The following is a 12,373-nucleotide window of genomic DNA, read 5'->3' on the forward strand; positions in this document are numbered from 1 at the left end:
TCGCGTATCAAAATATCAGGTGAGGCCGTCAGCTGGGGCCGGATTTTGTCTCGTCATCGCCGAACAGCCCTTTCAGGCCACGTGCGATCAGGTTGCCGACTTTCGGGCGAGGCTGATGAATGAAGGGCAGGGGGCGGCACACCTCCATCGCGGCAATGCCCACCCGCGCCGTCAGCGCACCATTCACCACACCTTCGCCAAACCGCTTCGAGACCCGCGCCAAAATCCCGCCACCCGCAACGGTATGGATCAGGTCATCGCCAGCGGCCACGGCACCGGTCGCGACCAGATGGGTCATCACCGTACGGGCCAGCCGCCAGCCACCGACGGCTCCTGCGCGTCCGCCATAGATTTCGGCCATCCGCCGGATCATCCGCAGGTTCGCGGCCAGCGCCGCGACGACATCGGCCATTGCCAAGGGGATCAGTGCGGTAGCCGCGGCGACGGTGCGCGCGGCGGCCTCGATCTCGCGTCGGGCCTGCTGGTCCAGCGGGGCCAGTAGTTCGGTTTCGGCCAGCGAGATCAGGGTTGTGGCATCGTAGGCTTCGGCCTTGCGTTCGGCCAGACGTTTGCGGCCCCATTCCAGTTCGTCGCGTCCGCGATAAAGATGTTCGAGCCGCCCGACGACGTTCTGCGCCGCTTTCACATCTCCCGAGGCCATGGCCGCGCCAGCCTCGCGATTGATGCCGTCAATGGCGGCAAAGCGCGCCCATGCGCGATATTCCCGCCAAGCCATGGCCAAGGCCGCGATGCAGAACAGCACCATCAGCAATACGCCGATCCAGCCTAACAAGGGGTAGGAATGCAGCAGGTCGGAAAGATAGCGCAGCGCGGCGACCGACAGCAGGAAGCTGAACAGCGCGACCCCGGTATTGATGAAGAAGCGCGTCAGCCGTGATGGACCGGCTCCCACAAGCCGCGTCACCAATTGCATTGTCCGTGGTTGTGGAAGTGCTGGCGTTATCCCGTCATCAATCATCGGGGCGTCGGCAGGGGAGGGCCTTGCCTCGCCCTCGCGGGGTTCCGTGCGCGGCGCACGACGCGAGCGATCTCTGGCGGCATCGCCCTGCTCGAGATGCGTCACCGGCTCGGGGCCGCTGGGTTGGCCGGTTGGTTCCGGTGCCGGACGCGTGGGCGCATCGCCCATCTCGATCAGGACCGGCCCGCGTCTTTTCGGAGGTTCAGCCATTTATCATCCCCTCAAATCTGGTCGCCGAACAGGAATTCGGCTGCCCGATCCAGCCGGATATGCGGAGGCCCGTCACCTGCGCGAAGCGTGTTCGGAGCGGGCGCGAAATCCATGATCGCGTAATCTCCGTCCAGCCAGCGATCCGCGCCTTGGCGGGCATGGGCCAGAAGTTCGGCCGGATTGGAGGGTAGCTCGCCCGGATAGAAGGCAGCCTGCCGCCCGTCCATCAAGGTTCCGCGCACGGCGGGCAGTTCTGCCCCGTCCTGCCGGATGGTTTCCTCGGTCGTGGTGCGCAGCGAAGCGATGGACATCGCCTCGGTCCGTGCGCCGGAAAAATCAGCCCGATCACGGGCATCGCGCAACATCGCTCCGGTGATGGCGGTCAGGCGGGGATGCTGGATGTGGTGCAAATGGTCGGCCTTGGTCGCGGCGAACAGGATACGACCGACCCGCCGCGTGCCCAGAAGCTGGCTGAGCCAGCCCGACCTACCCGGGCGGAATGCGGTCAGGATATCGGCCATGGCGCGGCGCATATCCTCGACCGCCTGAGGTCCGGCATGGATTGCGCCCAAGACGTCCATCAACACCACCTGCCGGTCGATGCGGGCGAAATGGTCGCGAAAGAACGGTTTCACCACACGCGACTTATAGGCCCCGAAGCGGCGGGCGAATTCGCGCCAAAGCGCGGTGTCGCGAAAGTCGGACGGCAGAGGGGTGAAGGTCAATGCGGGCGAACCCTCAAGCTCGCCGGGCATCAGGAAGCGACCGGGGGTGCAGTCGGACCACCCCGCCTCGCGGGCGACATGAAGGTGCTTGGTGTAGGCGGCGGCCAAGGTCTGGGCCGCTGTCTCGTCGAATTTGTCACGATTGGTCGCGGCCAGTGCGGCGCGGAATTCGTCGGCTGCGGGACGGCCCTCCATGCGCTGGAAGACCTCATCGGACCATGCGTCAAACTCCTTGTCCATCAGGCGCAGGTCAAGCAGCCATTCTCCGGGATAGTCGACAATATCCAGATGCAGGACTTGTTGGCCGCGCCACCCTGCCAGCAGTCCGCGCGGCTGCACGCGCAAGGACAGACGCAACTGGCTGACATGGCGTGTGCCTTCGGGCCAATGCGGATCGGGGCCGGTCATTGCGGCCAGATGCCGCTCGAAATCAAAGCGCGGAATGGTGTCATCGGGTTGCGGTTGCAGCCAAGCCGTCTTGAGCGACCCATCCGCCGCCGCCCGCAGCGCCGACATCCGGCCGCGATCCAACAGATTTGCGACCAGCGACGTGATGAAGACGGTCTTGCCCGCCCGCGACAGGCCGGTCACGCCCAACCGGATCACCGGGTCCGAGATCCCCAAGCCCTGCATCAAGTCGTCTGCGATACCCATCCTGTCCCCGGTCTGGCTTCTTGGACCCCAAGATATGCAGAGGGACCGCAGATTTGTAGTGTCCCCGTGGCTTATGGCCCAAACGTCGCATCGTCGGTAGCGATCACGTCCGGCATGTCCGGTTCCACAAAAAGCGCCGACTGCTCCGCCAGAAATGGACGCGAACCCTTTCGAGGACGGGTCAGTTTTGTCATAAGCGCCGCATGACTTTACCTATCGAATCCGCCCTTCCCGAGCTTGTCGCTGCGCTAAAGGCGTATGGCCGCGCTGTGCTTATGGCGCCGCCGGGTGCGGGGAAGACGACGCGGGTCCCGCTGGCACTACTGCCTGTTGTCGCGGGACGCATCGTGATGCTGGAACCTCGCCGTCTGGCGGCTCGGGCAGCAGCCGAACGGATGGCCGAGACGCTGGGCGAACCGCTGGGCCAGACCGTCGGCTATCGCATCCGCGGCGAAGCAGTTGCGGGCCGTCGGATCGAGGTCGTGACCGAGGGCATTCTGACCCGCATGCTGCAATCCGATCCGGAACTGTCGGGCATTGGTTGCGTGATCTTCGATGAATTCCACGAGCGGAGCCTGAACGCCGATCTGGGCCTTGCCCTTGCATGGGAGGCTCGGCAGGCGCTGCGGCCTGATCTGGCGATTGTCATGATGTCCGCCACATTGGATGCCGAGCCGGTCGCGGCTTTGCTGGACGATGCGCCGGTGATCCGCTCTGACGGGCGGGCCTTTCCGGTCGAGACCCGTTGGCTGGACCGGCCATTGCCCGCGCAGGCGCGTCTGGTCCCCGAGGCAGCGAGGTTGATTTCCGAGGCCGAAGCCGCGACCCGTGCGACGGGCGGAACGATCCTTGCGTTTCTGCCGGGCGAGGGCGAAATCCGTCGTGTCGCTTCGGCGTTGAATGTTGAAGCCGAGGTCGTGCCTTTGTTCGGGGCGATGGATTTCAAGGCACAGCGCGCCGCCTTGCAGCCCGCCGGAGCGCGGCGGCGGATCGTATTGGCCACGTCGATCGCAGAGACCTCGTTGACGATTCCGGGGGTTACGGTCGTCGTGGACGCGGGACGTGCGCGGCGGGCGCGCTTTGATCCGGGTTCCGGCATGTCCCGCTTGGTGACCGAACGCGTCAGCTGTGCCGAGGCCGAGCAGCGCCGTGGTCGCGCGGGTCGGGTCGCGGCTGGAATTTGCTACCGGATGTGGGCGCGGGCCGAAGAGGGCGCGTTGCCGGCTTTCGCGCCGCCCGAGATTGCGGTGGCCGATCTGGCGGGACTCGCGTTGGAGCTGGCGAATTGGGGGTCGGACGGGAGCGATCTGGCCTTCCTCACGCCTCCGCCGGAAGGGGCGTTGGCCGAAGCTCGAGGGCTTTTGCGTGACCTCAAGGCGCTTGACGCCGACAATCGCATCACGACGCATGGTCGTGCGCTGGTTGCGTTGCCGCTGCATCCCCGACTTGCGCATATGCTGGCGGTCGCGGGCAAGGATGCGGCAAATCTTGCCGCGCTGCTGGCCGAGCGTGATCCTTTGACCGGCGCGCCAACAGACCTGACCCTGCGGCTGAGCGCAATCAACGACAGTCGTGCCTATGAGACGCGTCACCCTTGGCAGATCAGTTCCGGCGGACTGCACCGGATCCGCGACGATGCGAAAAGATTGCGGCGGATGGCCCGTGACGGTCAGGGGCTGTCTGTTGGAGCGATGGCCGCGCTGGCCTACCCGGACCGGATCGGTTTGCGGCGCAAGGGCGAACAGCCCCGTTACGTTCTTTCGGGCGGCAAAGGCGCAATCATGCCCGAGGGTGATGTCTTGGCGAATGCCCGCTTTGTCGTTGCGACCGATCTGGACGGCGACACGCGCGAGGCCCGCATCCGCATGGCGGTTGCCGTTGACGAGGATGACATTCGCAGCCTGTTTGCCGACCGTATCGAGATCGTCGAGCAGGTCGAATGGGCGCGTCGCGACGGACGAATCTCAGCCCGACGGCAGGAACGGCTGGGTGCGTTGGTCCTTGCCGACAGGGCGCTGGACGATCCGGATCCCGATGCAATGGCGCGCGCAGCCTTCGAGGGGTTGCGAGCCATCGGTCTGAACTGGACTGCGGGTGCGGCGCGCTTGCGGGCGCGGATTGTTTTGATGCCCGAACTTGGTCCGGTCGATGATGCAAGCCTGCTGGCCGATCCGGACTGGATTCTGCCGTGGCTTGGCAAGATGCGGACGGCTGCGGATCTGAAGGGGCTTGACCTGACCGAGGCCCTGAAGGCCCGGATCGGTTGGGACGGACAGCAACGTCTGGCCGCTGCGACTCCGGCGCATTTTGTGACGCCGCTCGGGCGCAAGGTGCCGATTGATTACGACCACGAGACGCCCTCGATCGAGCTGAAATTGCAGGAATTGTTCGGGGTCGCGCGCCATCCGGTTGTGGGCGGGCGGGCGCTGCGGATCTCGATGTTGTCTCCGGGCGGCAAGCCGATTGCGGTTACGACCGATCTTCCCGGTTTCTGGTCCGGAGGATATGCGGATGTGCGCAAGGACATGCGCGGTCGTTATCCGCGCCACCCGTGGCCCGAAAATCCGCTCGAGGCCGACCCGACAACGCGGGCCAAGCCCCGCGGGACTTAGGCGGTCTTGAGTTTGCGCAGGTGGAAGGACAGCACAATCAGGCTGATCCCGATCAGCAGGGCGAATGTTCCGATCAGCCATGCGATACTGAGCAGTCCGGCCGCTGGCAGGGTTGCCATCAAAATGCCCCAGATCAGCAATAGAAGTCCGCTGAGTCCGAGCGCCCATTCGCCGTCGATCTCGTTGCGCAGGCGGATGGCGGCGACGATGCGGAAGATACCGGCGATGACGCCCCAGATGGCCATCCAGATGATGAAGGCAAGCGCCGTCGGTCCGGTCCAGAACAGCGCCATGACGCCGATGGTAATGGAAAGCAGACCGTCCAGCGCCCATGCCCACCAGCGCTCGTCCGAATTGCGCCGTTGGAAGGCAGTGACCAGCGTCAGCGCACCGTCAAAGATCGCATAGGCTCCGAAGACCAGCAGCAGAGCAAACACCGTCAGGCCGGGCCAGATCAGAGTAACGATCCCGAACAGGATTGCCGCAATTCCTCGCAGCAGGATCAGCCACCAGTTCGCCGCCATGAGGCGCATCGTTTCGTCCATCGCAACCTCCCATGAACCATTCGTGACAGGATGATAACATGGTCGGGAAGGCTCCGGTTATTCCGGCACGAGATGAGGCGGCGTTGTGATGAAAATGCAGCTATCGCTAAGGCTTAGCCAAGGCTTTCCGGCAAGGTCAGACCGCGCAGGATTTCGGAGGCAGGCATCGGACGCTTGCCTTCGCGCTGCGCCTCGAGGATTTCGATGGCCCCCTCGCCGCAGGCAATGACAAAGCCCGTGATGACCTGTCCTGCCACACCCGAACCTTCGGTCAGGCGCGAGCGCAGCAGCTTCACCCGCTCTTCCCCGATCATGCACCATGCGCCGGGGAACGGGGAAAGCGCGCGGATCTGGCGGTCGATCTCGGTGGCCGGTCGGTTCCAGTCGATGCGGGCCTCGGCCTTGTCGATCTTGTTGGCATAGGTCACGCCATCGGCCGGTTGCTGCGTGGCGGGCAAGGGCAGGTTTTCAAGCGTGCGGGTGATCAGTTCAGCCCCCATCGCGGACAGGCGGTCATGCAGATCCGCCGTGGTGTCCTGAGGTCCGATCAGCGTGCGGGTTTCGGCCAGAACCGGCCCGGTATCCAGCCCCGCCTCCATCTGCATGATGGCGACACCGGTTTCGGCATCGCCCGCCATGATCGCGCGGTGGATCGGGGCGGCACCGCGCCAGCGTGGCAGCAGCGAGGCATGGATGTTCAGGCAACCAAGTCGCGGCGCGTCCAGCACGGCTTGCGGCAGGATCAGGCCGTAAGCGACGACCACGGCGACATCGGCATCCAGCGCGGCGAATTCTGCCTGATCCTCGGGGGATTTGAGACGTTCGGGGGTGCGGACGGGCAGACCCAATTCATCAGCGGTACGATGGACCGGAGAGGGGCGCGGCTTTTGCCCGCGACCGGCGGCGCGGGGCGGTTGCGAATAGACCGCGACGACCTCGTGGCTGGCGGCAATCGCGCGCAGCGCAGGTACCGAGAAATCCGGAGTTCCCATGAAGATGACGCGCATATGCTTTGGCCCCTTACCTATGTCGCGCTTGTCATATCTTCGGTTTGGCGGATTCAAAACCCTTGAGGAAGTCGGTCACCAGCTTGGTCGCCTTGTCGCGGGCGGGCTGATTGAATTCGAGCGGGGAAAGGGACGAGCGTTCGCGCTGGTCGAAACCGTGATCGGTGCCGGCCAAAGTCGTGACATTGATGCCGACGCCTTTTCCCGCCAGTTTGTCGGCCATTTTGCGGCAGGCCTCGGGGTCGGTGATACTGTCTTTCTGCGCAAGGATCATCAATCCGGCAGTGCCTTCGGGCCAGCGGCGTTCCTCGCCGCTGCTCAGAATGCCGCAATAGGGGTAAAGCAGCACGACCGGACCGATCTGGGCCGCAAGGCTGGCGGGCTTGTCTGGCCATGCCGTGAGCCCCGGCGGCGGGGTGTTTTTGGTTAGCCCCGCCATGAACTCCATCGCGGTCCAGCCGCCATGTGAGGCGCCAAGGATCAAGGTGTCGTCGGGTTCGATGCCGGACATCCGGTGCATGGCGGTCAGTGCAACGGCAAGATCCCCCGCACGCTCTGCCCCTGGAAGTATCTGTCCGGCGCAGACCGCTCGCCAAGCCTGTGCGCGGTCCAAACGGCGCGGCTCGTGGCTGTTCAGGATCATCACGGCGCGGTCCTGCTTCAGCATGACCTGCGCCCAGTAATCCATATTGTCATGCACCCCGTCGCAGCCCGACAGCAGGATCGCTGCCTTGTGGGGGCCGGGAGTCGCGGGTTGCAGGATGCGCCATGACGGGGCCAGCATTTCCAGTCGTTCGGCGGGCGTTTGGGTGATCGGCTGCCACCCCGCGGCGTTACGCGCCGTGTTCAGGCCGAGTATCGCCAGAATGATTGCAACACCTGCACCTGCACCCATCAGGATCAGCCGTTTTTGCATCCGAGCAGCCCGTCCTTGCCGCATTTCGCCTTCAGCCGCGCGGTATCCGCTGCCGTCCAGTTTTCGGGCGCGGTGACCGCGACCCATCCGTCGATATATTCCTCGGCATCGTAGGTATGACCGAAGCCCGGTGGCGTCGAGGTCGAAACCGCCATGTCCACGGCCAGCTGCAACTGGGTGACAATCGGGGTGAAGTTCAGGAAAGGTGAGACATCCGGCGCGGGCGGTTCATACATCCATTCCGGCGCGCGCCAAAGCGAGGTGGCGTTGTAGAACACGATCGCGTCGCTGGCGTGTTGCAGATACAGGATGCGCAGCCGTCCCCAAGGCTTGCCCGAGCGGTCGGGCGGCGCGAACTGGCTGGAATAGCGGATGACTTCGCCGTCATCCACTTCGGGAAGGATGAAGGGACTGCCGGGGCGGCGGGCATTGTTGGTCTGGCGCCACAGTTCCGACGGGAAAGGCGGGCCGACCCACAGCGCGCCCTGAATCGGCTCGTTCATCATCTGGAACGGGCTGAAGGAATACATCGACGACCACGCCCCCAGCGAGATCCCGTGCATATATAGCCGGGGTCGGGCGTCGTCGGGCATGTGCCGCCAATGTTCGTAGATCAGGCGCATGGTCGCGGTGGCCTGATCCAGCCCCGATTGGGTTTCAAAGATCAGCGCCATCGGGCTTTGCAGGTAGGAATATTGGACCGCCACCGTCGCGACATCGCCCGCATGCATGTATTCCAGCGCGTCGTAACTGGCGGGGTCCATCCAGCCGGTGCCGGTCGGGCTGGCGACGATCAGCACCTTGCGCTCGAACGCGCCTAGCCGGATCATCTCGTCCAGCGCGATCTGGGCGCGGACCTCAGGCGATTTTTCCTGCGCAAGGCCGACATAGATCCGCAGCGGTTCAAGCGCCGGACGCCCGACAAAGCCCGAGATCGCGGCGGCGCGTGGTCCGCTCAGGACGAAATCGCGCCCCGGCTTGCCCATCAGGCCCCAATCGACCTTGGAATCGGGGCCTCCCGCGCGCCAGTCTTCGATCGGGGCAGGGGTGTTCGGGTCGGTGATGTGCTGGGCTGCGGCATAGGACTGGTCGGCGATGCGGAAGGCCCAGTTGACCACGCCGTCGCGGGTGACCAGCAACACGATCACCGCCGCCAGCAGCAATCCCAGCACATTCGCGCTGGCCGAGGGGATATAGCGCGCCAACCGGTTGCGCAGCAGGTTGAACAGGCCCTGCATGCCCCGACCCAGCAGATACAGGATCAGGAATACCGCAGCCGCCAGCAGGATCATCTTGGTGGTGTTCGCGGCCTCCAGCGGCGGCATTTCCATGCGCGAACGGATGCTGTTCTGCCAGTCATCGGTCAGCGCGACGCAGCGCACCAGCAAAGCCAGCACCGGAATGGCCAATACGACATGGCAGAGCGTTGCCCAGCGGCGGGGCAACAGCGGGATCTGTAACGCCCGCCACAGCGCCAGCAGAAAGACCAGCACCAGATAGCCTGCCGCCATCGAGGTTCCGGCCAGCACGCCCTGCAATATCCAGTCGCGGGGAATCAGCGAGGGGGTCAATGAGGCTGCGGCCATCAGCAGTCCGGCCAACAAAGGAAGAATCGAAAACATAGGCCGGCGGTCCCTTTTCGATCAGGATCGGGCCTATGAATCTACGCCCGCGCTCAGGTTAGACGCGGTTTTCGCGAAAAGAAAGCGCCGCTCAGCGCCGGTTCAGCTTGTCCGATTTCGCGACCAGCATCTTGCGGCGCAAAGGCGACAGGTGATCAACATAGACCTTGCCGTTCAGGTGGTCGATCTGGTGCTGAACCGAGGTCGCCCACAATCCGACGAAATCGCGTTCCTCGATCTGACCCTGATCGTTGAGGAAGCGGACAGTCACCGCACGGGGACGCTCGATCTTGGCAAAGACGCCGGGCAGGTTGGGGCTGGCCTCGTCATGGCCGCGCATCTGGACCGAGGCGTGCAGGACCTCGGGGTTGGCCATGCGCACGGCTTGGCCGCGCTTGTCCGAGGCATCGACCACGGCCAGACGCTGCATGATCCCGATCTGCGGCGCGGCAAGCCCGACGCCTGGCATCGCATCCATGGTGTCGATCATGTCATCCCAGATCATCCGCACCGTCTCGGTGATCTCGGCCACTGGTTCGGCGGCGGTATGCAGGCGACGGTCGGAATAGGGAATGAACGGGCGGACGGTCATCGGCGGTGCTTTTCGGAAATCGTTAACTGGGACGGATCAGGCGCGGGCGCGGTCGCGCTTGAGCTTGACCATCTTGCGCGTGATCATCTGGCGCTTCATCGGACTCAGGTAGTCGATGAACAGACGGCCATCCAGATGGTCGATCTCGTGCTGGGCGCAGGTCGCCCAAAGCCCGTCGAACTCGCGCTCATGGGTCTTGCCGTCCAGCCCCAGCCATTCGACGCGCACCTCGGCGGGACGGGTCACTTCGGCATATTGGTCAGGAATCGAGAGGCAGCCTTCCTCGTAGGTGTTCAACCCTTCCGAGCCCCATGTGATCACAGGGTTGACCATCACGATGGGCTTCGGCGGTGCCTCGGGGTCTTTCTCGCAATCCATGACAAACATACGCGACAGCACGCCCACCTGCGGCGCAGCCAGACCTACGCCCGGTGCGTCATACATGGTGGCCAGCATGTCGGCGGCCAATGTCTCGATCTCGGGTGAAATGCGCGCGACGGGGTCGCACGGCTTTTTCAGCCGGGGATCGGGGTGAAGAAGGATGCTGCGCAATGTCATGCCTGTGATCTAGGGCAAGCCTTGGCCTTGCGCAACAAGCCGCTATGTTCAGGCGCACCAGAATCCGAGAGGAAACCATGACGAAACCCGACTTTGACGAGATCATCGACCGCATCGGCACCGATTGCAGCAAATGGGACGACATGCAGTCGGCATTCGGCGTTGCGCCCGAGGACGGAATCGCGATGTGGGTTGCTGACATGGACTTCCGCCCGCCCGCCTCGGTCCAGCGCGCGGTCGAAGCCATCGCCGCTCATGGTGTCTATGGCTATCCCGGTGCGAACCGCGCCTATACCGAGGCGATCCGCTGGTGGTCCGAGACACGGCATGGCTGGCAGATCCAGCCCGAGTGGATCCTGACTGTCCACGGGCTTGTGAACGGCACCGGCATCTGCATCGACGCCCTGCTGCAGCCGGGCGATGGGGTGATCCTGATGACGCCGGTCTATCACGCCTTTGCCCGCATCACCCGCGCTGCGGGCTGCGAGGTGACCGAATTCCCGCTGGCACTTGAAGGTGACCGCTACGGTCTGGACTGGGACGGTTGGGCGGTGCGCATGACCGGCCGCGAGAAGATGCTGATCCTGTGCTCGCCGCATAACCCCGGTGGTCGGGTCTGGTCCGAGGCCGAACTGCGCGAGATCGCGGATTTCTGCGTGAAGCACGACCTGATCCTGATCTCGGACGAGATCCACGCCGATATCGTCCTTCCCGGATCGCCGCGGCATCAGGTGATGGCCAATGTCGCGCCCGAGATTGCCCCTCGCCTGATCACGCTGACCGCGGCGACCAAGACCTTCAACATCGCCGGCGCCCATATCGGCAACATGATCATTGCCGACGAAGCCTTGCGCGAGCGGATCAGGCAGCGGATGGTCGCGCTGGGGATCTCTCCGGGGATGTTCGGGTTGGGCATGGTTGCCGCCTCCTATTCGCCCGAAGGGGCGGCATGGGTGGACGCACTGGTCGAATATCTGGACGGCAACCGCCGCATCTTCGACGAAGGGATCAACGCGATCCCGGGCCTGCGCTCGATGCCGCTAGAGGCGACTTATCTGGCATGGGTCGATTTCTCGGCGACGGGGATGTCGTCGGAAGAGTTCATCACGCGTGTCCAAAGCACGGCCCGTATCGCGGCGAACCATGGCGGTAGTTTCGGACTGGGCGGAGAGCACTTCCAGCGCTTCAACCTAGCCACGCCCCGTGCCCGCGTGGTCGAGGCGGTCGAACGGCTGCAGCGCGCCTTCAGCGATCTGCAATGAGACGTCTGGGGGCGCTTTTTTCTGCGCTGTGTCTGGTGGCGGTGCTTTGGGGGCTTTGGCTCCTTTGGGCACCGCAAAAGGCCACCGCACCCGTCGCGCCCCCACGACCTGCTGAGGGCTGGAGTCTTCCCGGTCTTCCACGCTTTCGGCTGCCGCATTTTGATCTGCCGCAATTCCATCTGCCTGATCTGGGATTGCCGTCGATCCAACCCAAGCCGGTTCCGGAACTGCCTATCACCTCACCGGTCGAGCGGATCCTGATCGAAAAGGCGGCGCGTAAGATGACGGTCTTTCAGCGGAACGGTGGTTCACGCACGTTCCGTATCGCGTTGGGGTTTTCGCCCGATGGCGATAAATCCAGACAAGGCGATGGCCGCACGCCCGAAGGGACGTTTCATATCGACCGATTGAACCGGCAAAGTGCCTATCATCTGTCCCTGGGGCTGGATTACCCTCAGAGGCGCCACCGCGAGGCCGCGCGGAAGGCGGGATATGATCCGGGCGGCGATATCATGATCCACGGCCAGCCGAACCAGATCGCGGATGGCTTCAAGGTCAAGGGTGATTGGACGGCTGGCTGCATTGCCCTGACCAATCCCGAGATCGAAGAGATCTTCGCCCATGCAGCCATTGGCACACAGGTCGAGATCCGCCCGTAAGCGTTGCATAGCTGCATCTTGCTACGGCATTT

11 protein-coding genes are annotated in these 12,373 nt (G+C 64.1%); 3 read left to right on the forward strand and 8 right to left on the reverse strand.

Annotated elements, in window-relative coordinates:
• Positions 1-28: 28 nt before the first annotated feature.
• Complete coding sequence (locus GL286_RS07995) at positions 29-1,189, reverse strand: YcjF family protein (RefSeq protein WP_155095038.1); 1,161 nt, start codon at positions 1,187-1,189, stop codon at positions 29-31.
• Positions 1,190-1,200: 11 nt separating this feature from the next.
• Positions 1,201-2,568: a YcjX family GTP-binding protein gene (locus GL286_RS08000; RefSeq protein ID WP_155095039.1), complete on the reverse strand. Its 1,368-nt coding sequence runs from the start codon at positions 2,566-2,568 to the stop codon at positions 1,201-1,203.
• Positions 2,569-2,771: 203 nt separating this feature from the next.
• On the opposite strand from GL286_RS08000, the gene hrpB reads away from it, so the two are divergent.
• A complete protein-coding gene (gene hrpB, locus GL286_RS08005) occupies positions 2,772-5,180 on the forward strand; it encodes an ATP-dependent helicase HrpB (protein ID WP_155095040.1) in 2,409 nt (802 codons plus the stop codon).
• Here the strand turns inward: hrpB and GL286_RS08010 are convergent.
• From GL286_RS08010 to def (GL286_RS08035), 6 genes are all read right to left on the reverse strand, one after another.
• Entirely contained in the window at positions 5,177-5,725 is a 549-nt protein-coding gene (locus GL286_RS08010; RefSeq protein ID WP_155095041.1) for an HdeD family acid-resistance protein, read from the reverse strand. The genes hrpB and GL286_RS08010 overlap by 4 nt on opposite strands.
• A gap of 113 nt (positions 5,726-5,838) precedes the next feature.
• The gene (gene fmt / locus GL286_RS08015) at positions 5,839-6,732 is read right to left on the reverse strand and encodes a methionyl-tRNA formyltransferase (RefSeq protein ID WP_155095042.1); all 894 of its coding nucleotides are present in this window, start codon (positions 6,730-6,732) and stop codon (positions 5,839-5,841) included.
• A gap of 31 nt (positions 6,733-6,763) precedes the next feature.
• Positions 6,764-7,648, reverse strand: coding sequence for a dienelactone hydrolase family protein (locus GL286_RS08020; RefSeq protein WP_155095043.1), 885 nt, complete (start codon positions 7,646-7,648; stop codon positions 6,764-6,766).
• On the reverse strand, positions 7,633-9,270 hold the full coding sequence (locus GL286_RS08025) for an alpha/beta hydrolase (protein ID WP_155095044.1): 1,638 nt from the start codon (positions 9,268-9,270) through the stop codon (positions 7,633-7,635). The genes GL286_RS08020 and GL286_RS08025 overlap by 16 nt, the downstream gene beginning before the upstream one ends.
• A 91-nt stretch (positions 9,271-9,361) precedes the next feature.
• Positions 9,362-9,862: a peptide deformylase gene (def, locus tag GL286_RS08030; protein WP_155095045.1), complete on the reverse strand. Its 501-nt coding sequence runs from the start codon at positions 9,860-9,862 to the stop codon at positions 9,362-9,364.
• A 36-nt stretch (positions 9,863-9,898) separates the two neighbouring features.
• Positions 9,899-10,420 (reverse strand): peptide deformylase, encoded by a 522-nt coding sequence (gene def / locus GL286_RS08035; protein WP_155095046.1) that lies wholly within the window; start codon positions 10,418-10,420, stop codon positions 9,899-9,901.
• 77 nt (positions 10,421-10,497) lie between these two features.
• On the opposite strand from def (GL286_RS08035), the gene GL286_RS08040 reads away from it, so the two are divergent.
• Together GL286_RS08040 and GL286_RS08045 are read left to right on the forward strand one after the other, a co-directional pair.
• Positions 10,498-11,682, forward strand: coding sequence for a MalY/PatB family protein (locus GL286_RS08040; protein ID WP_155095047.1), 1,185 nt, complete (start codon positions 10,498-10,500; stop codon positions 11,680-11,682).
• On the forward strand, positions 11,679-12,341 hold the full coding sequence (locus GL286_RS08045) for a L,D-transpeptidase family protein (RefSeq protein WP_155095048.1): 663 nt from the start codon (positions 11,679-11,681) through the stop codon (positions 12,339-12,341). Before GL286_RS08040 ends, GL286_RS08045 begins: the two co-directional genes overlap by 4 nt.
• The last annotated feature ends 32 nt before the right edge of the window (positions 12,342-12,373 follow it).

Origin of the sequence: Paracoccus aestuariivivens (assembly GCF_009711225.1) — a bacterium.
Classification (GTDB): Bacteria; Pseudomonadota; Alphaproteobacteria; order Rhodobacterales; family Rhodobacteraceae; genus Paracoccus; species Paracoccus aestuariivivens.

What these genes read in the sequence shown, in the direction of transcription:
- def (WP_155095046.1), bottom strand. Translation starts at nt 10,420, where the DNA reads ATGACATTGCGCAGCATCCTTCTTCACCCCGATCCCCGGCTGAAAAAG.
- fmt (WP_155095042.1), bottom strand. Translation starts at nt 6,732, where the DNA reads ATGCGCGTCATCTTCATGGGAACTCCGGATTTCTCGGTACCTGCGCTG.
- GL286_RS08000 (WP_155095039.1), bottom strand. Translation starts at nt 2,568, where the DNA reads ATGGGTATCGCAGACGACTTGATGCAGGGCTTGGGGATCTCGGACCCG.
- def (WP_155095045.1), bottom strand. Translation starts at nt 9,862, where the DNA reads ATGACCGTCCGCCCGTTCATTCCCTATTCCGACCGTCGCCTGCATACC.
- GL286_RS07995 (WP_155095038.1), bottom strand. Translation starts at nt 1,189, where the DNA reads ATGGCTGAACCTCCGAAAAGACGCGGGCCGGTCCTGATCGAGATGGGC.
- hrpB (WP_155095040.1), top strand. Translation starts at nt 2,772, where the DNA reads ATGACTTTACCTATCGAATCCGCCCTTCCCGAGCTTGTCGCTGCGCTA.
- GL286_RS08020 (WP_155095043.1), bottom strand. Translation starts at nt 7,648, where the DNA reads ATGCAAAAACGGCTGATCCTGATGGGTGCAGGTGCAGGTGTTGCAATC.
- GL286_RS08040 (WP_155095047.1), top strand. Translation starts at nt 10,498, where the DNA reads ATGACGAAACCCGACTTTGACGAGATCATCGACCGCATCGGCACCGAT.
- GL286_RS08010 (WP_155095041.1), bottom strand. Translation starts at nt 5,725, where the DNA reads ATGGACGAAACGATGCGCCTCATGGCGGCGAACTGGTGGCTGATCCTG.
- GL286_RS08025 (WP_155095044.1), bottom strand. Translation starts at nt 9,270, where the DNA reads ATGTTTTCGATTCTTCCTTTGTTGGCCGGACTGCTGATGGCCGCAGCC.
- GL286_RS08045 (WP_155095048.1), top strand. Translation starts at nt 11,679, where the DNA reads ATGAGACGTCTGGGGGCGCTTTTTTCTGCGCTGTGTCTGGTGGCGGTG.